The sequence below is a fragment of the Sorangium sp. So ce327 genome, from assembly GCF_051530205.1.
GTDB classification, from domain to species: Bacteria; Myxococcota_A; Polyangia; order Polyangiales; family Polyangiaceae; genus Sorangium; species Sorangium cellulosum_B.
The window spans coordinates 9,114,059-9,132,475 of record NZ_CP150330.1 but is presented as its reverse complement, the minus strand read 5'-3'; the positions used below and the strand labels follow the sequence as shown (position 1 = coordinate 9,132,475).

Genomic DNA, 18,417 nt, shown 5'->3' with positions numbered 1-18,417 from the left:
GCTGGTTGCGTCTGGCTGCGTTGGCTTCCCGTCGACGTCCGCGTGTCGTGCGCTGTGCCGCGAACTTTCCGGGACTTTTCGGGCGGCGGGCCTGCTCGACGCCGGAGGGGAGACATCGGTCCCCAGATGGCGGGCCGGTGATGGTAAAGCGACCGGCCCATGGACAAGGCCGAGCGCCGCCAGGCGCTCCTCCGCGCCGCGCGAACCGTGTTTTCCGAGAAGGGGTATCACGAGGCGAAGGTCGACGACATCGTCGCGCTCGCGAAGGTCGCGAAGGGGACGTTCTACCTCTACTTCCCCGACAAGCGCTCGGTGTTCGGCGAGCTCGTGCGCGGCCTCTTCTCGCGGCTCGGCGGCGCCATCCTGCGCGTGGACCCGTCGGCGGACGTCGAGGCGCAGGTCAAGCACAACATCCGCGCGATCGTGGCCGTCCTGCTCGACGATCCGGCGCTGACGAGCATCCTCCTGTCGCACGCGGCCGGGCTCGACCCGGCGTTCGTCAAGGAGCTGCGGGCGTTCCGCCAGGAGGTGAAGCTCCTGCTGCAGCAGAGCCTCGCCGAGGGGCAGCGGCTCGGCGTCATCGAGCCGGGGGACACCGAGCTCTACGCGACGTTCACGATCGGCGCGCTGAAGGAGGTGCTGTTCGAGAACGCCCTCGAGGAGCAGGCCCGCCCGCGCGAGCGGATCGTGACGGCGCTCCACGATTTCCTGCGGCGCGGCTACCTCCGGATGGACCCCGCGGCCGGGCTCGCGGCGCGGGGCCCGGAGGGCGAGCGCGCCGCGCCCGCGACAGGGGACGCCCCCGGCGAGGCGCCGGAGCGGGTGAGCCCGTCGCGCGGCCGGCGGGCCAGGTCGAGAGGCGACTGACCGGCGCGTCAGTCAGGGCGGGGACTACCCAGGTCAGGTCGGCGGCGTAGGGATCAGGCGCCGCGCACGACCACGTGCCGGATGAAATTGTGCAGCGTCCGTGTGCCGAGCTGATCCGGCGCGATGGGGGCGAGGAGCGCCGGGACGTCGCGGCCCTCGGCCTGCAAGATCTCGCTCCGCCACGCGATGTAGCCGGCGATGACGTCGTGGTCCATCTCGGGGTGGAACTGCACGCCGTAGCACGTGCTCGTGAAGCGGATGACCTGGTGGTCGTCGAGCTCGGTGAACGCGAGGCTCGTGGCGCCCTCGGGCAGCGTGCCGACCGTGTCGACGTGGGTCGCGTGCGTCTCGAAGCTCGACGGCAGGCCGTCGAAGAGGGGGTCGTCGGCGCGGCGCTGGACGCGGATCCTGCCGATCTCGCGGCCGCGCGGGTTCCGGACGACCTCGCCGCCGAGGGCCTGGGCGAGGATCTGGTGGCCGAAGCAGATGCCGAACGTGGGGGTGCCGGCGTGCACGACGCCGCGCAGCCACGCCTCGCAGCGGAGCATCCAGGGCTCGCGGTGGGGGACGTTGGCCGACGAGCCGGTGACGACGAAGGCGGCGGTCTCGGGGGCGCCGGGCGCGGGGAGCTCGTCCGTGCGGGCGTCGACGGTGGCGTATCCGCCGCTCCAGCTGGCGCCGATCGTCTGCTCGATCAGGTCGGCGAACTGGCCGCGTCGCTCGAGGACCGGGGGGACGGGCTCACCGGTCTTCACGATGACGATCTTCTTGCGATGTCGCACCCTTCCAACATAGCGCAGCGCCGCTGCCGGGCGAGGGCGGGGCTTGGCAGCGCGGGGCCGGGGCGCGAAGATGCGCCCCGATGTCCGCATACGTCGTGTCTCGCCCCGTCTGGCGTCGGTTTCGCCCGCGTTTCCTGAGCCGCGCAGCGGCGCACGTGAGGGCCGGCGGGCACGCGGCCATCGTGCTGCCGGACGAGCGGGTCGATCTCCTGCTCTCCATCGGCGAGGACGGGAAGCTCACGGAGCTCGGGCTGTGGTCGCTCCTGTCGATCGAGCAGCAGCGCTTTCGCCGCGTGGGCGAGGGGCCGGCCAAGGGGCTCGCGACGGCGCGGGTGAAGCGGCAGTACGAGGGCTCGGTCCTCGACTGGTGCGAGCGCGACAGCACGCACCCGGGGGCGATCCGCGAGGTGGCGCTGGACTGCCTTTCGTGCGGCGCCTGCTGCCACGACGCCAACGTGCTGCTCGACGAGGTGGACCTCGCGCGCTTTCGGGGCGCCGGGCGCGGCGACCTCACGGGGCGCGCCTACGTGCGGCGGGCGCGGGACGGCAAGATCACGCTGCGCTTCGCGGCGAGCGGGCGGTGCCAGCACCTCTGCGAGGACCTGCGCTGCGCCATCTACGAGATCAGGCCGGACAACTGCCGCGCGTTCGTCGTGGGGAGCGAGGCGTGCCTGTCGGCGCGCGAGGAGACGCTCGGGATACGGGACGGGGCGCCCGCGGAGCCGTGAGCGGCGGGCTCGCCGCGGGGCCCGCGGTCACGTGACGGCGGGGTGCGGCGGGGCGAGCGTCGCACGCCGTCAGAACAGGAGCCGGACGCTTCCGCCGAGCGGGCCGAGCTGCAGCTCGGCCTGGGTCCTGGCGCGACCGAGCTTCATCTGACCCGTGATCCAGAGCGGTACACCCGTGAGGGTCATCGCGCCTCCGACGCTCATGAGCACGGTGGGAAAGACCCATGCGCGAGACGCGCAACCGCAGGAATCGTCGCCGCTCGGTCGGGTGAGGAAGAACATGCCTGCTCCCACGGAGCCGAGGACCAGTCCGCCCACGGAGAGGCCGGTGCCCACGTCGCGCCGGGTGGTGTCGACCGCGGGCGCCGTCGACTCGGCGTGCGCGTCGCCCACGAGCAACAGGATCACCCCGAACGCGGCGAGACGCATGCCGGCGAGGATCCCTGGTCGCGGCGCGCCCGTCAAGACGACGAGAAGCTTCTCTATCGGTCGCGGAGGTGGCGCCGAGGACGCGCGGGAACGCGAGGCTCGAGGCCACGATGCCCTGGGCAGGGCGCTCACGTCCGAACGCTCGCGAGCTGGCCCGCCACCGCGGCCTCATGGAACGCCGAGAGGTCGTGATAGGCGGCTGCCCGGTCCGGCAGGCCGTGGGTGGCCAGCCAGGCGACGCCTTCTTCGATGCTGGCGAAGACACGATGTGGAAACTGCTGGCGTCCCAGGGCGTTGAGCCCCGTGACGATGCTGCGCACGAGCGACGCGCGAAAGCCCGACCCGATGTGAATCACCGCCGAGTGGGACACGATGCCATCCACCGAACCCAACATCCCGGCGAGGGCGCTGCGGCTGCGCGTGTCGGGTACGATGGCTTCAGGGGTCACGATCTGCAGCAGCCACACCTTGCGGGACGGTGAGCTCGCCTGCGCCCCCAGGATCGCCGCCTTCAGGGAGGCGGCGTGGTGCGGGTGGGTCGTCTTCATCCAGACCGCGGCGGCCAGGGAGCTCCAATAGCCTACCGCGACATCCGCTGTCGCCTCGACGACCTGACAGCTCGCGCGCAGCGGGTGCTGCTCACGTGCCTGGGTGAGCGACCGCTGCGGTGCGTCGATGAGAGGTCCCCGTGACGTCGACGATCTGCTCACTCCGCTCGATTCTACGCGAACCTGGCGAAGATCATGGCGAAGAACACGGCGAAGAGTGGCCACGAGGGAGCCGCTCGACCGATGGGAACACACGGGGGCACCTGAACGAAAGAACCTGTTGTGAGGTTCCGGAGGGTCGGTACGATGCCAGGTGATGCGGCTTGGGTACTGGCTCGTCGTTGGAATGGCGATGTTCGCGGCGTCCTCGGCCAGGGCAGATGCGCCGAAGACGGACGCCGCGATCCGGAAGGCCCTTATCGCCGAGTCACGAGCGGCGTACAGCGGGAGCTGCCCGTGTCCTTACGATACCGATCGAGCGGGCAGACAATGCGGCAAGCGCAGCGCTTACTCGCGGCCGGGAGGCGCGGCGCCTCTCTGTTATGATCGCGACGTGACGAAGGAGATGATCGCCGAGTACCGCGCGCGCGACGCGGGGCGCACCCGCCAGGACTCCGCTTGTTCCGGCACGAGGCGCGGGGTACCCGTGCTCGACGCGACCGGAATCAGGGGTCTCCGGTCCCTGCTTCATCACGGTCCTTCCCTTCCGTGATGGTCTTCGCCTGAATCGACGGCTTCGTCGCCGTCGCCCCGCAGAATCGTATACACTGCACGCATGAGCCACGTCGTGATGCAGGCAGCGGAGTTCTCGACGGTCGCCGCGGCGGAGCAGGCCGCGGCGGAGCTGCGGCGGCTCGTCGCGGACTACGTCACCTACGAGAAGACCGCCGACGCGCCGTGGAGCGAGGGCGCCGTGCCGGCGCCGCTCGTCGAGCTCGGCCGGCGGCACGGCGTGCCGTGGCCGGGCGACGCAACGTCGCGGTTCCTGCTCAAGGGCCTGTTCAACGACGAGGCGAACGTGCTCAGCGTCGATCGCCTTGTGTTCTTCTGGGGCGGCGGCTTCGATCTCGGCGGCGCGTGGCTGCGTGCGGTGCTGCTGCGCGGGCTCGGCGCGGTGCGCTGCACCGAGCTGCCGCAGCTGGTGGTGCGCGTGGACGATCCGCAGGCTCGCGCGGCGGCGTCGGGCGAGTTCCTCGTCGAGGAGGACTTCGAGGAGCAGTTCACGATGACGTCGGACGACGCCGTGCTCGACGGTGCGCTGTTCATCATCACGTTCGAGCGCGACGGCGACCGCGTTCACCTGACGTTCGACGACTCGGGCGTGCAGGAGTGGGCGTTCGTCGCGATGCTGCCCCAGCTCTCGGGCGACGATCCCGCGCTGCGCGCCCCCGCGCGGGGCCTGCACGCGAGCGTGGTCGATGGCGGAGGGGCGCTCGGCTGAGGGCGAGCGTCATCGCGTCAGGGTGCCTGTACGCCGACGTCGGCAGCACCGACCCGTGCTCGTGGGTCCAGAGCCGGGTCTCCAGGTCATCTGTGCGGCTTGAACGGCTTCTGAGCCGCTCAAAGCGCTAAGGTCCGCCGTCCTCCTCGCCTGGCCGCAGGAACACCCCCACGCTCCGGAGATCGCGGTGCGCATAATGCACCTTCACGGTCTCCGCGTGCGCGCGCCGCCCGAGCTTCTCGTATGCCATCATCAGCAGCTCGAGCGCGGCGTCGCGGTGCTCCTCCGTACCGAGCCAGTGCAGGTCGAGCCCGAACGTCAGCGCCGCCGCGGGCCGCCCCTCGGCGCAATCGCGCTTCGCCGACGCGATCCACGTCTGCACGCGCGGCGGCTGCGTCTTCCACGCCTTCACGCGCTCCTCGGGCGAGCCCACGCGGATGCTCCCGGCGCCGGGCGGCAGCGCGGGCCCGAACGTGCCTAGCGTCGGGATGCGGTCCGCATCGAGCCAGCGTTGCGCGGGCGGGTCCTCGGCGAGGGCCTCGCGGTCGGCCTCCTCGAACCATTCGATGGCGGCGAGCGCGGCGTACACCTGCAGCGGCGCCGGCTCCTCCTCGTAAGGGTCCGAGATGCGCTCGCGCGCGCGGGCAGCGAGCACCGCGAGCGGCGTGGGCTCGCTGTCTCTCCAGGTCTCCGCGGAGTCGCGGGCGTAATTGTGCGCGATGCACGTCGGCGGATCCGCGGGGTCGTCGTACCACAGGCCATGGTGCAGCCCGTCGGTGTCGCCCCACATCACGGTGACCAGCTCGGGCGGGTCGGCGCGGAACCGGCACTCGAGCCGCGGGTCGAGCCCGCCGCGCGTCTTCCGCTCGAGCCCGCCGTCCTCGAACCAGATCATGATCCCGCCCGGCGATCGCCCGAGGTGGCTCATCCCCTGCCGCTCCAGCTCGTCGAGGCTGCGCCAGAAGGCCGCGAAGGTCGCGAGGTAGCGCGGCAGCCGCAGGCCATAGACCTCGTTCATTCGTGCGGCCACGGCCTCGAAGCGGGCGTTCATCGACGCGAGCGCCTCGGCGCGGCGGCGCGCCCCGATCTCGTCGGTCGCGAACATGCCCTCGGTGAAGCGCGCCGGCGCGAGGCCCATCGTCGCCTCGAGCGGCGCGTCGAGCTGCGAGGCGAGGCCGCGAGACCTGAGCCCCTCGAGCGTCGCGGCGAGCTCGTCGAGCGCCGCCGCGGGCTCGCTCATCCGCGCGAGCGGCACGACGACCAGCTCTCCGGACGGCCCTCGGTTCGTGCGCGCTTCGAAGAGGCTGAACTCCGCGACGAGGCCGAGCCCCGGCGCGAAGTGCGGCGGGTCCCAGCTCGCGAGCTGGGCGCGCTCGTCCTTGACGGGGAACATCTTCTCCCAGCGCTCGCGCGCGAGCGCGAGCGCTGCCTCGATCTCCGGGTTGCTCATGGCGTTCGCCATCCTACGCGAAGTCGGCCCCGCCAGGAGCGGAGGCGGACCCGCTGGACGCCCGCCGCGGACCGCGCTCCCTCACCCGCCGAACCTCGGTCCAAAGCACGCGCGATTCGGCGGCGCCTCAGAAGTACTCGCAGGCGTCGGGGCAGTCCATATGGGGCGGGCAATCATCTAGAATGCTGCAGTACGAGTCCTCGGGGCACTCCGAGGAGAGTTCGCACACGAACAAGCAGCTCCCGCGATAGCAGGTGGCGCCCGTCGCACACTCCGTGTCGGAGATGCAGCCCGTGTTCTCCTGACACTCGCCGATCTTGCTGCTGCCCGAGGTGCCCTGGCAGAGCTGACCCGCGGGGCAATTGCTGTCGACGGTGCAACTACCGGGCGCTCTGCATTGACCCGTGCTGTACTGCCCATCCGGGAAGACGCAGATCAGGCCTTCATTGCACCAGTTGTCGTCTTCGCACTTGCCGTCCAGCGGGCTCGTCGGCGGCGGATCTTGCAAGAGCAGGCACCCTCCCGGCAGCAGAAAGAGCAGCGCAGCACACAGCGTGCGGAGCAACATCAGAACGTCCCCATGATTGAAAGTGAGGTGAGCCCGATGCCGGGCGCGCCGACTCCGGCGACGAAGGTGCGGCCCGGCGTCGAACGCCCCCCGGTCGCGGGCGGCTTCTTGTTCGGCGCAAAGACGTACGAGCTCAGCACCATGCCCGCGCCGAGCCCGGTGACGGCCCAACCTACGGTGTTCCAGGTGCGGAGCGTGCCGAAGTTGGAGGGCGTACTGCCGATGAGCGCGGTCGTACCGACCGTGACGCCGCCGGCGACGAACGCCACCCAGCCCCAGCCGTTCGTCTTCCCGACCCAACCCGGCGTCTTGCCGGGCGCGTCCTCGCCCACATAAAACCAGGGCGGATCGGGCTTGTCGGCCGCGACGCTGAGCGCGGGCCCGCCCGACGCCGTCGCCGTTTTACGCTCGACCTTGAGCGCCCCGGTCGTCTCGCCGAAGCTCAGCCCGAGCGACGAAAGCGCGATGGCCGAAGGCACGCCGAAGCCCAGGCCCTCGATGCCCTTCCCGGTCGCCTTGAACGTCATGATCGCGACCACCTGACCCTTGTCGTCGACAAGCGGCCCGCCGCTGTTACCGGGGCTGATGCTGGTGTCGGTCTGGATCAAGCTGCTGCCGTCGAACGAGCGCTGGCCGCTGACGATACCGCGCGTCACGGAGAACGACAGCCTTTCGCCGCCGGGCGCGCCGAGCGCGAACACGTCGTCGCCGGTGCTGGGGGACGGCATGCGCAGCGTCAAGCACGGCGTCTCGCGTGAGCGATCCTTCAGCTGCAAGAGCGCGACGTCCGACTGCTCGTTGACGCGCATCACGGTCGCCGGAAGCTCCTTGCCGTCGCGGAAGCGCACAACCACCTCGGGCGTCGTCGCCACGTGCGCCGCGGTGAGCAGCAAGCCATCCGGAGAGATCACGACAGCGCTGCCGACGCCGTCGTTGAGCTTGACCAGCGCCGTGGCGTTCAAGACGTCCTCGCTCATCTTCGGCATCACCAGGGTGCGGGCCGGGCAGCCGCGCATCTCCCCGGGCGGAAACTCGGGCGCGGCCGGCGCCTCCGCAGGGGTGTCCGAGCCCCGGAGGGCCTGCACGAACATCGGCCGGGCGAGCAGCGAGCGCAGGCTGCCGAGCAGCAGCGCGTTGCCGGCCGCCGCGCGGTCGAGCTCGCGCATCTCCATCTCCTCGTGGTTCGACGTCATCTGATAGACCACGGTGTTGGAGGAGCGATGGAGCAGCTCCCACTTGATGGTGATGCCGCAGGTGAGGCCTCGCTCGTCGGAGCAGTCCGCCGCCGTCAGCGTCCCGGCCAGGAGGAAGGCCGCCTCGCTCGAGCGATCCTGGTTCAGCGCCAGGTTCTCGCGGCCGAGCGCGCGGTAGCCGAGCTCGCGCATCTCCTCCAGAAACATCACGAGGAATTTTTCCTTGACGATCAGCACGTCATCCAGGTTCGGCGCCTTCACGACCACGTTCGAGATCGTGACCGTCCCGAGCTCGCTGCCGTTCACCTTGATCGGCTCCACCGGCCGCACCGACTTCGCCTCCGCGAAGCGCGGCGCCAGCAACAACGCCGAAACGCCGAATCCGGTCAGCAAACCGCGGCGCAACCAAACCCCGAGGGTCCGCAATTGGTTCATCCCGTGCTCACGAAATCCTGAAACCTAGCCTATGAGCTGCCTCTCTGCGTGCGCAGCTCCGGCTGGAAGCCATTTCCAGCGACCAAAGAACCCTATGCTCCTCGGTGGCGCCCACGATATCTACCTCAGGCGCTGTGTCGAGCCCCATTGCACAGTTACGTCGCCATAATCGACGCGGAAATTTCCACTGTTAGCCGATGGGAAATCCATCGATTGGACGCCCCCGTGTGTGCTCGCCGCGGCGCCTGAATGAAAACGTCGACACGGCGTAACACTCGATGCTCCAAACCCGCGCCGCGAGCCGCATCACCCGGCGGGTTACGCCGGGTGACGCTCTCGAAACAGCCCGGGAAGGCGGACCACGAGAACGCTCCCAGACGCAAGCTCGCCCCGAGGTCCCACGGGCAGGCCATGCTTGACAGGAGCGACCGCCCTGGCGTCTCCTGTCCTCCGCGGCGTTTTTCATGCCTTGCCCCATGGAGTCGCTGATCCCCGGCTCGCTCGACGATCTCCTCAGCGGCGCTCGTACCTCCGGGCGCTCGCCGAGCCGGCCCCTCGCCTCACCGCCGAAGGGCGGGGAGGGGCTCGCAGGCCTGCCCACCGTCGAGGCGGTGCTGGACGCGATAGCGGAAGGCCGGGTGCATCCCGAGGCGGTGTTCTTCATCGACGCGACGTCGGAGTACGTGGACGCCAAACGCTTCCTCCGGGCGGAGCCCGACGCTGCGCTCGACGGTGCGGCGGTGCGGCGCTTCTTCGAGGTGGAGGGGGGTAGCCTGCTCCTCGCGGGGGTGCAGGACTGCTTTCCGGCCGTCGGTGCGCTCACAAGCGCCCTGTCCGGAGCGCTCTTGGCCCAGGCCAACACGAACCTTTACCTCACGCCGGGCGGGGCGCAGACCTTCCCCCGCCACTGGGATACCCACGACGTTGTGGTGCTCCAGCTCGAGGGGCGCAAGCGGTGGATCATCTACGAGCCCCTCCTCGAGGCGCCGCTGCACCGCCACCACGCCTGCCGCACCGCGGAGCTCCGCGAGATGACCCCGCGCTGGGGCGAGATCGACATGCAGCCGGGTGGAGCGCTGTACATCCCCCGCGGCTATCTCCACGAGGCGACCGCTGTCGGGGGCCCCTCGCTCCACATCTCCTCCGGGATCCACCGGATCACGTGGCACCGCCTCGTCGAGGTGATGGTGGCTGACGCGCTGCGGGAGTGTGCCGAGGACCTGACCTTCCGGGGAGACTGCCCCGCAGGGGGGGCGCACCTCGCTGCAACCATCCAAGAGGGGATTGCGCCCCGCGTCGAGGCGCTCGTGAAGCGGCTCCGCGAGATCGATGCAGCGGAGGTGCTCCAGTCCCTCACCGAGCCGGCCGACGGGGAACAGAGCTAGGAGCCAGGAGCCAGCCCCGCGCCCGCTCGCGCGGGGCGCTTCTTCTTGCGGACAGGTGCGAATTCTCGGTAACTTGTGAGGGCAACCTCTCCTGCGGCCGCTACACCGCCGCGTACTGATCATCGGCCACTGCTCCAAGGAGATCACGGATGTCTACAACGCCCCGATCCAAAAAGGTGAACGTCCCGAAGCCCGCCGCCAGCGCCCACGTTTGCCGACATGATCCGACGCCCATCACGCGGAAGATCAGCATCCCCAAGCCAGCCGCCAGCGCCCACGTTTGCCGGCACGACCCGACGCCGAGCAAGAAGACCAAAATTTAACCCTAGCCTGGATTTTCACAGCAGAAGATCGGTTAACATAAAGGCCACTGACGGCGGTCAAGCGAACGCGACCTCGAGCGAAGCTCCTCCCCACCAGGGGACAGCGACGGGCGTCGCGAGCAAGCCGGATTCAAGCAGCATCGGGTTGTGAGCCCGACGAGGGAGGCGCACGTGAACGCGCTGCGGGCTGACCTCGACCCTCGCCGTCGTGTCGAGGAAGCGGCGGAAGATCTGCCGCGCCTTGGCGTGCTCGAAGCCGTGCAGGTGCTTGCCGAGCAGCCGGTAGAGACCGGTGGCGATGACGGTCAAGGTCACGTCGAAGTCGACCTTCATGGCCACCGCAGACGACAGCGCATCGACGTGGAAGAAGTGGACCTGGTCCTCGAGGTTGTTCTCGATCAGCATGCGCCGAGCGTAGCGCTCGAGGATCGTGCGCGGCGTCGAGCGGGTGTCGTTGGTCAGCAGGACCGTGGGCTCGTCGTGACCAAGATCGCGCGCGCAGATCTGGCGGATCGGCGCGGGATAGTCCCTGCCCATCCGGATCGTCTCGTCGAGGACCTTGGGGTTGCGAAACTTGCGGTGCGGTACATCAAGCTCCACCCGGCGCCAGGCTGCAGCCGGAGCGTTCAGCACGTGGCGCTTGAGGACATCCGTGCGGCGGCGCAGCGTGACGAAGGTGATCCCCTGGGCATCGAGGCGGCTCAGGTTCTTGTAGGTGGTGAGCTTCGAATCGAACACGAGGTGCGGGGGCATTTGGCCGTGCGCCTTCTTCCAGAAGTCGACGAACCGCAGGACCTCATCGCTCTCCTCTCCCTTGCGCAGGTCGGCGTTGGCGTAGCAGAGCACGTCGGTGTCGGCGTCCTGGGCGATGAAGGTGAGCACGGCCTTGTCGCGGCGACTGCGCTTGGAAAGGTAGTGGCGCTCGACGAACTCGTCCTGCCCGAAGAAGGGAACGGCGTGAAAGTCGAGGTTGAACGACGCGCCCGCGAGCGCGAGATGCGCGCGCAGGTGTTCGAGCCAGCCGCGCAGCAGTCGCACCGAACTGGAGCGGCCCAGGCGATCGGAGTACTGCGCGAGGAAGGTCGTCTTCGGGATGACGTTGAGCCCCGCGAACAGCGACAGGCCTTGGTCGAAGACCAGATCCATCACGTGGCTCTTGCGCTCGATGGACGTCAGCTTCAACGCGAGCGCTGCAAGCAGCGCGTGGGCTGCCGGGATCGCCTTCGAGCCAGGCAGGGCTGCTTCGTCGGCGAGCCGATCAAGGCCCACCTTGACGAGCAGCGGGAGGAGCACGAACAAACCGCCGACATGGGTCTCGAACGTCGCAGGGACGAGCTGAAAATCGCGGACATCGGCGCGGCTGGCGCGCTCGGGGCGCGTCCTGGCGGGGCGCTCGTCGTCCTTGCGACGCGGCAGCCTGGAGAAGCCCTCCTCGCGCAACACCTCGGTGATGGCCGTGGGGCTGAGCTCGATGTGCTGGCCCCGGAGCTCCTCGGCGATGTCGTAGATCGACAGGTTGCGCTTGCGCATCGCGATGATCAGGCGCCGGGCGCGGGACTTCTTCGGTTGCTCGTGCGGGCCGCGCATCGGCTCGGCGAAGAAGGCACGGTCAGGATCGTGCCGGAACTGATGGCAGAGCACGCGGAACGAGCCGGAAGTGTAGCCGAAGGCCTTCGCGACCTCGGCGCTCGAGCGACGCTCCACAAAGTAGGCGCGCAGCGCCTCGTACTGGCGGTGCCGCGCCTGGGTGGGCGCCAGGAAGAAGCGGGCGGGGTCAGTTAGGGCAGTTGGTGCGCTCATCGTAAAAAACGTGACCCACACATAAGGCATCACGTCAAGGTGAGAAGAGCGGTGCAGAGAAGCGATGAAGCCGATTTCTGCTGGATTTCAAGGTCGATCGGCGCTGCCGGCGCATCAGCTGCGTCCGCTGAGGGGGAGAGGCTGACGGACGAGAAATTCGCCCATAGCGCACCCTTTTCCCTCACGGCATCCTTGATGCCACCGCTTGTCTGTCTCACGCCGTTCGGCGTAAAACCGTGTCCCTCGATTACCGAACCGGAGGGCCGGCCTCATGCTGCGCCGTTAGGCGAACTATCTCGGTGAAAATCCAGGCTAGTGCTGGAGGTGCGTCGCCATTCCCTCCGGCCTCTGGGTGACACGACACGCCCCGGGGGGGACGACCGCCTGCAAGGACTCCCCCTGCATACCGCGCCGTTTCGCCCGTCCCGACCCATGCCGTCGCACGGCGACGGGCGAGCCGGGTTCACGGACTCTCGGGCAGACGTCGTAGACCCCAAGGACGTCTCCTCGCCCGCGGCAGCGGCCTCCTCACGGGAGTGATCCGATGGCTGTCCACATCGGCATGAGCTACCATCCGGAGCTCCACGACCTGCTGTGGCGAGCCAGGGATGAGGGGCTCGTCGACTTCCTGGAAATACAGCCGGAGCGATACATCTACAGTCACTTCGAGAGGGGCCAGATGAAGCGGCTGCTCTCCGACTTCGGCACGTCGTACTGCTTTCATTTCGCCTGCAACTCGCTGGGCAGCGCCGATTATCGCCTCGATCGCAACGCGCGGGCGCGTCGAGACGTCGTCAATCGGTTGGCCCCGCGCTGGTGCTCGGATCACATGACGTCCTGCCGCATCGGCGACCTCGACCTCGAGAAGAACCTGCCTCTGCTGCGGACCGACGAGACGCTGCAGATCCTCGTGGAGAACATCAAGCTCTTTCAGGAGGGCCTCGCCGCGCCGTTCCTGCTCGAGAACATCGCCACGATGTGGGAGCTGAAGCGATCGACGATCGCTCACGACGACTTCTTTGCCCGGGCCGTCGAGATGGCCGACTGCGGCATCCTGCTCGACCTCCACAACCTGTACGCCGACCAGCTCAACCACGGGCTGGACCCGAGAGCGTTCATCGATCACTTGCCGGCGCACCGTATAAGGCAGCTCCACCTCGCCGGAGGCTCCTCTCACGACGGTTACTATTATGATGGCCACGATCACGAGGTCCCCGAGGTCGTCTTCGAGCTGCTGGAGTACCTCCTGGAACGGGCGACCCCGGAGGCCGTGATCCTGGAGCGTGAGGCGCGCTTCAAGGACCTGCCCAGGGTGTGGGATGATCTCGTCCGGATTCGAGGGATGTGCCAGCGATGAGCCGCACGAGCGTCGCCCGCTGGCAGGAGCGCTACCTGAGGAGCCTCGTCCAGGGGGGGCCTGCCGAGGGAGCCGAGCTCGGCGACGAGCTATCCCAGTACAGCGAGTCGTGCCTGGCGAGCATCGCCACGTCGTTCAGGGCTTCGATACAGCGCTCGGTCAAGAGCCACTATCCGGTGTTCTGCGGCCTCACGGCGAGGAGGCGGCGGCTCTGGGACTGCCTCTATTCTCACGTCAGCATGGATACCGATCGAGGAGCCATGATCAAGAAGATCTTCGGCGTCCTGTATTCATGGGCGGAGCGCCTGGACGGCGCATGTCTCTACAGAGACCTCCTGAGGGTGGAGCGGGCGGTCGCCCTCGCGCAGTTTCATCAGGCGCGGCCCCGGATCACGGGGCCCCTCAACATGGACACCTCCCGCTTCGGGATCCACGACAGCGGCCACCTCTACTGCATGAAGCTCGCCTCGAACGTCATGGACCTGTATCCAGAGATCGATCGCATCAGCGTCCTTCAGGGCAGAGGAGAATCCATCTACGCGATCTACTACTCCCGCGACAGGCAGGGCGTGATGACGCATCGGCTCTCGAAGCAAGCCGCCGAGGATCCCTGCAACCTGCTGAGAGGTGAGCTGAGCTGAGGCGGACGCCGGGCCCGCCCGCGCCTGCAGCGAGGAGATCTGCGCGATGAAGATCTGCATCATCAGCAAGTTCCCACCCATTCAAGGGGGCGTCAGCACCAGGACCTACTGGATGGCGTATGCGCTCGCCAAGCGCGGCAATCAGGTCTGGGTCGTCACGAACGCCGATGAAGCAGAGGCAGATTGCCGGATGGCCATGACCCCATCCGACAGGCGGCGGCTACAGATCCGCTTCGCGAACGGTGGCTCCGTCCGCTACGTCTCGTCGGAGCGTCCTGGGTACGACCTCTACGTCCCCTGGGCGAACCCGTACGTGACCAAGCTGGCCTCCATGGCGACGGACATCGTCAGGGAACACTCCTGCGACCTGATCTACGCCTACTACCTGGAACCGTACGGGATGGCTGCGTCTCTCGCGGCGCAATGGACGGGGGTCCCCTGCGTCCTGGCGCACGCGGGGAGCGACATATCGGTCCTGATGACGAGGCCGTGGCTGAGGACCTCCTACGCCGAGATCCTGAAACGGGCGCACAGGGTCGTGACGGCGAAGCACTTCGATGACCTCTTCGTGGGGCTCGGCGTGAAGAAGAGGCGGCTCTACTACCTCGGCTCCGACTCCCTCCCCACGCACTGCTTCCGCCCCGGTGCGCCGAGGCTCGACGTGAACGAGCGCCTGGCGGAGGCGCTCGCCGGCAACGACTGGCTCCATGCGTGCTTCCGCGAATCCGCCCCGAAGACCTTCGATCCCCGTGTCCCCACGCTCGGGATGTACGGCAAGATCGATCAAGCGAAGGGCATGTTCGACTTCATCCGGGCGCTGGGAATGGTGAAGCGCCGGGGCGTCGACGTCCAGGCGATCATGATGTGCGGCGGCGCCGAGAGGAGCTGCCGCGAGCTCGCCGCGTTCATCCGTGAAAACCGGGTGGAGGAGAGCGTCTGGCTGCTCCCGTTCATGCCGAACTGGGTGATCCCGAGCTTCATCAACACCACCACAGCGACGTGCTTCCTGGAGCGAGACTTCTTCATCGACTACCACACGCCGGGCGTACCGAGAGAGGTGCTCGCGTGCGGCAGCTGCCTCGTCCTGTCGGGTGATATCCACAAGAAACGAGGTTACAAGGAGGGCCTCGTGGACGAAGAGAACTGCCTCCTCGTGCGGGATCCGAGGGACCACGAAGCGCTGGCCAGCAAGCTCGAATGGGTCGCGCGCAACCCCAGGGAGGCGGAGCAGCTCGGGCGTCGTGGCCTCCTCCTCTCGCGCATGTGGGAGGATTTCGACGAGTACATGGAGGATCTGCATACCATGTTCCATGGATTCGTCGGCGCATAGGGCTTCACGGCGCTCCCCCTCCCGGATGCTGGCCTCTGTTCCTTGAGACATCGCGGGCGATGAAGATACAAGAAACCACGGTCAACGGACGCAAGGTCATCCTCGTGGATCACCTCTTCCGCAAGAAGAAGATCGAGCAGGTCTACCGGACCCTCTCGGAGTCCTACGTCTACTACCGAGGGCAGCTCAGCTCGAGCGCGGATCATTTCCCGAAGATGGTGGCGCACTTCGTGGACCTCGAGGCGTTTCAGGCGCTCTTCTTCTACGAGGAAGTCTTCGGCCTCATGAAGCAGTGCTACGCGGACGTGCCCCACCACCTCTACAAGGCGTACGTCAATCAGACGTCCTACGGCGACGTCAACTACCCGCACGTCGACTGCAAGCCGCGTCGCCGAGACGTGACGGTGCTCTATTACGCCAACCCGCGCTGGGACCGCGAATGGGGGGGAGAGACGATGCTCTACGACGACTCGGGGGCCTTCAACCTGGCCGTCTTGCCGGCCCCTGGGCGCGTCTTGATCTTCCCGGGCGTGACATGGCACTGCGCGGGCATTCCGAGCAGGGTGTGCCCCGTGTCGCGGTTCACGCTGGCCATGAAGTACACGCTGTCCGCCAAGGACGCCCGGGAGGTTCGCTCGAGCAGGCCGCGAGATGCGTGATCGAGGCGCTATGTTCAGGGAGAGAGCGGCGATCCGCGGAACGGGAAACACGAATTCAATCGATGGGGGGTCGCCATGAGGATCAAGACGCACCTGGTGTCGATGCCGTGGGCCGATGTCTATGTCCCCTCGGTCCAGCTCGGCGCGCTGAAGGCGCATCTCGATGCCGCGTTCCCCGGCCGCTTCACGACCAATACGTACTCTGCATTCTGCTCGGTGTTCCTCGACGCCGGCGAGTCGGACCTGTACTCGGAGCTCTCGGAGTTCAGGGAGTTCCCGTACTTCCTCCTCGCTCTGGAGCGGTTCATGAGGCCGCGCGCGTCCGTCGAGGGAGCCCCCTCCCTCGACGAGCTGCTCTCGATCGTGAACGCTCCGAAGCGCGGTCGCGTCAAGCTCACGAAGCGCTCGCTGACCCGCCTGAGGAACGCGACGCACAGGTACATCGACGCAGCGCTGGGGCCGGAGCTCATCCGGAGCGGCGTGAACCTGATCGGCTTCACGCTCAATTACAACCAGGTCTATTCGTCCATTTACTGCGCCCTCTACCTGGGCCAGCGGTACCCGGATCACAGGTGCGTCTTCGTGTTCGGTGGGGCGAGCGCGGCGGCGCCCAGCGTCGCCGACGTGCTGAAGCGGCTAGGCATTCGCGGGTTTGGTGTGCTCGGAGAGGGGGAGAAGAAGCTGGAGCGGCTCGCGGCCGCCTACCTGCGTACCCCCCTGAGCGAGATGGATCGTCTCCACGACAGCATCCCCGGCGAGGTGCAGGGGATCTATGACATCCAGACCAACCAGATGGATCTCTTCAGGAGAGATCCGGCGAACTTCGCATCGCAGCTCGCATCCATCCGAGACCTCGGCGTCCCGGATCTGGAGGAGTACTTCCGGGCCGTCAGGAGGGTGTTCCGGGGCGCGGAGGCGATCCGACCGTTCAGCAAGAACGTGATGCTCCCCGTCGAGGGGAGCCGGGGATGCTTCGCCAAGTGCGATTTTTGCGGCATCAACGTCAACTGGGAGGGCTTCAGAAAGCGGCTCGCGGCGGACATCGTCAAGGATGTGCTGTCCATGACCAAGCGCTACGGGGTGCGGCGTGTCCTGTTCATGGACAACGTCTGCGACACATGGGCGGAGGGCTATGCCGATGAGCTGATACGGCTCAACATCCAGATTCCGGCGACGATGGAGCTCCGGGCGCACCACCCTGAGAGGTTCTGGACGAAGCTGGCCCTGGCCGGGGTCGACGCTGCTCAGGTTGGGATCGAGTCCCTGGCCTCGTCCCTGATCCGACGAATGAACAAGGGGACAAGGGCGCGGCAGAACATCCTCGTTCAAAAGTGGCTGAAGGAGCTGGGCATCCGCTCGCTCTCGAACCTGATCATCGGGCACCCCCGCTCGACGATGGATGACATCGCCGAAACACAGCGGATCATCAAGGAGACGCCCCACCTGGGGAACTACAGCCTGTCGGATTATACGTTGTCTTATGGAAGCCCTCTCTTCAACCAGCTCGGTCCTGATGAGATGGCGCGGCTCAGGCCCGATACCTATCTGGAAGGTCTGGAGGGCGTCGAGCGATTCCTCGTGCCCTACTACGGCTACTCGGCGCCCGAGGGGTGGTTTGAGCCCGGCGTGATCGAAGGCTGGCGCAGCTTTGCCGGATGGTACGAGGAGCACGTCCAGTGGGAGCGTGGGATACCAGCCATGGAAGTTCACAGGGTGGGCCCGGGCGAGCTGCTCATCAGGGACGAGCGCTCCGGGGATCTCGTCGAGACGGTTCTCGATGGAGAGCTCGCGTGCATCTATGATCTGTGCCACGCCGGCATGGATCCAGGGCGAGCGGCAGCGGCCGCCGGGCTCCAGCAGGAGAAGGTCTTGCGGCTGCTCGGTGAGCTCGTCGAGCGGCGCCTCGCGCTCGAGGTGGAAGGCCACTTCATCTCCCTGGCGCTGAGACCCAGGGATGAATTGCTCCGGAATCACTACGTAGCATCGGCAAGCCGGCAGACGGAGGCGACGAGGCCCGCGGAGGCGAAGCCGCAGGCGAGACGACTCTCGCTGATAGGATGACGGCGGAATCCTCGTGGCGGCGGCGCCGGCTTCCCGCGGCGCCGACCACGCATCACCCCCCACGCGGCGCCCTCGTTCGCCAGGCATGCTCGCCTCCTCCCGCCCCCCTTCGCTGTCGCGCGCGGGATGCGGCGCCTGGACGACGAGGGCTACGCGTCTTTGGCAAGAGACTTTCCTTCTGCTTCGAGGGCAGCCTTGATGACCCCGATCGCCTTGGGGCCCACGCCATGAAGCGCCATGAGCTGGGCTTCCGTGAGCCGAGCGACCTGGTCCAGGCGAGAGACGCCGGCCGAAGCGAGCGCCCGCAGCGCCGGCTTCCCGATGCCCTTCGGAAGTGGAGATTCCGGTCGTTCTCTCGTTCTGCTCGCCATGCGCCTCGTTCCATGTCGGTTGTCGCCTGGGTCGCTAGCGTTCAGCTTC

The 18,417-nt window shown here is 67.7% G+C and carries 16 protein-coding genes and 1 pseudogene; 10 read left to right on the top strand and 7 right to left on the bottom strand.

All coding sequences use genetic code 11. The features are described from left to right. Positions 1-159 precede the first annotated feature (159 nt). Positions 160-867 (top strand): TetR/AcrR family transcriptional regulator, encoded by a 708-nt coding sequence (locus tag WME95_RS34160; RefSeq protein WP_012238857.1) that lies wholly within the window; start codon positions 160-162, stop codon positions 865-867. A gap of 53 nt (positions 868-920) precedes the next feature. On the opposite strand, the gene WME95_RS34155 is transcribed toward WME95_RS34160, so the two are convergent. Beyond that, the gene (locus tag WME95_RS34155; protein WP_437903544.1) at positions 921-1,649 is read right to left on the bottom strand and encodes a glutamine amidotransferase; all 729 of its coding nucleotides are present in this window, start codon (positions 1,647-1,649) and stop codon (positions 921-923) included. Between the two features lie 80 nt (positions 1,650-1,729). Here WME95_RS34155 and WME95_RS34150 point away from each other — a divergent pair, with 80 nt between their 5' ends. After that, a complete protein-coding gene (locus tag WME95_RS34150) occupies positions 1,730-2,377 on the top strand; it encodes a YkgJ family cysteine cluster protein (protein WP_437765253.1) in 648 nt (215 codons plus the stop codon). A 69-nt stretch (positions 2,378-2,446) separates the two neighbouring features. Here the strand turns inward: WME95_RS34150 and WME95_RS34145 are convergent, their stop codons facing one another. Together WME95_RS34145 and WME95_RS34140 are read right to left on the bottom strand one after the other, a co-directional pair. Further along, positions 2,447-2,806, bottom strand: coding sequence for a hypothetical protein (locus WME95_RS34145; RefSeq protein WP_437903543.1), 360 nt, complete (start codon positions 2,804-2,806; stop codon positions 2,447-2,449). 128 nt (positions 2,807-2,934) lie between these two features. Next, complete coding sequence (locus tag WME95_RS34140; protein ID WP_437903542.1) at positions 2,935-3,516, bottom strand: hypothetical protein; 582 nt, start codon at positions 3,514-3,516, stop codon at positions 2,935-2,937. Between the two features lie 184 nt (positions 3,517-3,700). Between WME95_RS34140 and WME95_RS34135 the strand changes: the two are divergent. Continuing rightward, positions 3,701-3,943: pseudogene (locus tag WME95_RS34135) on the top strand (hypothetical protein); the annotation flags it as partial. 186 nt (positions 3,944-4,129) lie between these two features. After that, a complete protein-coding gene (locus WME95_RS34130) occupies positions 4,130-4,795 on the top strand; it encodes a hypothetical protein (protein WP_437903541.1) in 666 nt (221 codons plus the stop codon). A 127-nt stretch (positions 4,796-4,922) separates the two neighbouring features. Here WME95_RS34130 and WME95_RS34125 read toward each other — a convergent pair whose 3' ends face one another. The 3 genes from WME95_RS34125 to WME95_RS34115 all read right to left on the bottom strand — a co-directional run bounded on the left by WME95_RS34125 (position 4,923) and on the right by WME95_RS34115 (position 8,399). Then, on the bottom strand, positions 4,923-6,245 hold the full coding sequence (locus tag WME95_RS34125) for an ADP-ribosylation family protein (RefSeq protein ID WP_437903540.1): 1,323 nt from the start codon (positions 6,243-6,245) through the stop codon (positions 4,923-4,925). A gap of 127 nt (positions 6,246-6,372) precedes the next feature. Beyond that, the gene (locus WME95_RS34120) at positions 6,373-6,813 is read right to left on the bottom strand and encodes a hypothetical protein (RefSeq protein ID WP_437903539.1); all 441 of its coding nucleotides are present in this window, start codon (positions 6,811-6,813) and stop codon (positions 6,373-6,375) included. After that, on the bottom strand, positions 6,813-8,399 hold the full coding sequence (locus WME95_RS34115; RefSeq protein WP_437903538.1) for a S1C family serine protease: 1,587 nt from the start codon (positions 8,397-8,399) through the stop codon (positions 6,813-6,815). The genes WME95_RS34120 and WME95_RS34115 overlap by 1 nt, the downstream gene beginning before the upstream one ends. Positions 8,400-8,905: 506 nt before the next feature. Here WME95_RS34115 and WME95_RS34110 point away from each other — a divergent pair. Further along, entirely contained in the window at positions 8,906-9,826 is a 921-nt protein-coding gene (locus tag WME95_RS34110; RefSeq protein WP_437903537.1) for a JmjC domain-containing protein, read from the top strand. Positions 9,827-10,206: 380 nt separating this feature from the next. Here WME95_RS34110 and WME95_RS34105 read toward each other — a convergent pair whose 3' ends face one another. Continuing rightward, complete coding sequence (locus WME95_RS34105) at positions 10,207-11,949, bottom strand: transposase (protein WP_437902938.1); 1,743 nt, start codon at positions 11,947-11,949, stop codon at positions 10,207-10,209. A 544-nt stretch (positions 11,950-12,493) separates the two neighbouring features. Between WME95_RS34105 and WME95_RS34100 the strand changes: the two genes are divergently transcribed. From WME95_RS34100 to WME95_RS34080, 5 genes are all read left to right on the top strand, one after another. Continuing rightward, a complete protein-coding gene (locus tag WME95_RS34100; protein WP_437903536.1) occupies positions 12,494-13,306 on the top strand; it encodes a multinuclear nonheme iron-dependent oxidase in 813 nt (270 codons plus the stop codon). Beyond that, on the top strand, positions 13,303-13,947 hold the full coding sequence (locus WME95_RS34095; protein ID WP_437903535.1) for a hypothetical protein: 645 nt from the start codon (positions 13,303-13,305) through the stop codon (positions 13,945-13,947). Before WME95_RS34100 ends, WME95_RS34095 begins: the two co-directional genes overlap by 4 nt. A 46-nt stretch (positions 13,948-13,993) precedes the next feature. Beyond that, entirely contained in the window at positions 13,994-15,277 is a 1,284-nt protein-coding gene (locus WME95_RS34090; protein WP_437903534.1) for a glycosyltransferase, read from the top strand. Between the two features lie 59 nt (positions 15,278-15,336). Continuing rightward, the gene (locus WME95_RS34085) at positions 15,337-15,936 is read left to right on the top strand and encodes a 2OG-Fe(II) oxygenase (protein ID WP_437903533.1); all 600 of its coding nucleotides are present in this window, start codon (positions 15,337-15,339) and stop codon (positions 15,934-15,936) included. A gap of 75 nt (positions 15,937-16,011) precedes the next feature. After that, on the top strand, positions 16,012-17,997 hold the full coding sequence (locus WME95_RS34080; RefSeq protein WP_437903532.1) for a radical SAM protein: 1,986 nt from the start codon (positions 16,012-16,014) through the stop codon (positions 17,995-17,997). Positions 17,998-18,417 lie beyond the last annotated feature (420 nt).

Coding starts and splice junctions, on each gene's coding strand:
- WME95_RS34160 (WP_012238857.1), top strand. CDS start 160: ATGGACAAGGCCGAGCGCCGCCAGGCGCTCCTCCGCGCCGCGCGAACC.
- WME95_RS34150 (WP_437765253.1), top strand. CDS start 1,730: ATGTCCGCATACGTCGTGTCTCGCCCCGTCTGGCGTCGGTTTCGCCCG.
- WME95_RS34145 (WP_437903543.1), bottom strand. CDS start 2,806: ATGCGTCTCGCCGCGTTCGGGGTGATCCTGTTGCTCGTGGGCGACGCG.
- WME95_RS34130 (WP_437903541.1), top strand. CDS start 4,130: ATGAGCCACGTCGTGATGCAGGCAGCGGAGTTCTCGACGGTCGCCGCG.
- WME95_RS34125 (WP_437903540.1), bottom strand. CDS start 6,245: ATGAGCAACCCGGAGATCGAGGCAGCGCTCGCGCTCGCGCGCGAGCGC.
- WME95_RS34120 (WP_437903539.1), bottom strand. CDS start 6,813: ATGTTGCTCCGCACGCTGTGTGCTGCGCTGCTCTTTCTGCTGCCGGGA.
- WME95_RS34110 (WP_437903537.1), top strand. CDS start 8,906: ATGCCTTGCCCCATGGAGTCGCTGATCCCCGGCTCGCTCGACGATCTC.
- WME95_RS34105 (WP_437902938.1), bottom strand. CDS start 11,949: ATGAGCGCACCAACTGCCCTAACTGACCCCGCCCGCTTCTTCCTGGCG.
- WME95_RS34100 (WP_437903536.1), top strand. CDS start 12,494: ATGGCTGTCCACATCGGCATGAGCTACCATCCGGAGCTCCACGACCTG.
- WME95_RS34095 (WP_437903535.1), top strand. CDS start 13,303: ATGAGCCGCACGAGCGTCGCCCGCTGGCAGGAGCGCTACCTGAGGAGC.
- WME95_RS34090 (WP_437903534.1), top strand. CDS start 13,994: ATGAAGATCTGCATCATCAGCAAGTTCCCACCCATTCAAGGGGGCGTC.
- WME95_RS34085 (WP_437903533.1), top strand. CDS start 15,337: ATGAAGATACAAGAAACCACGGTCAACGGACGCAAGGTCATCCTCGTG.
- WME95_RS34080 (WP_437903532.1), top strand. CDS start 16,012: ATGAGGATCAAGACGCACCTGGTGTCGATGCCGTGGGCCGATGTCTAT.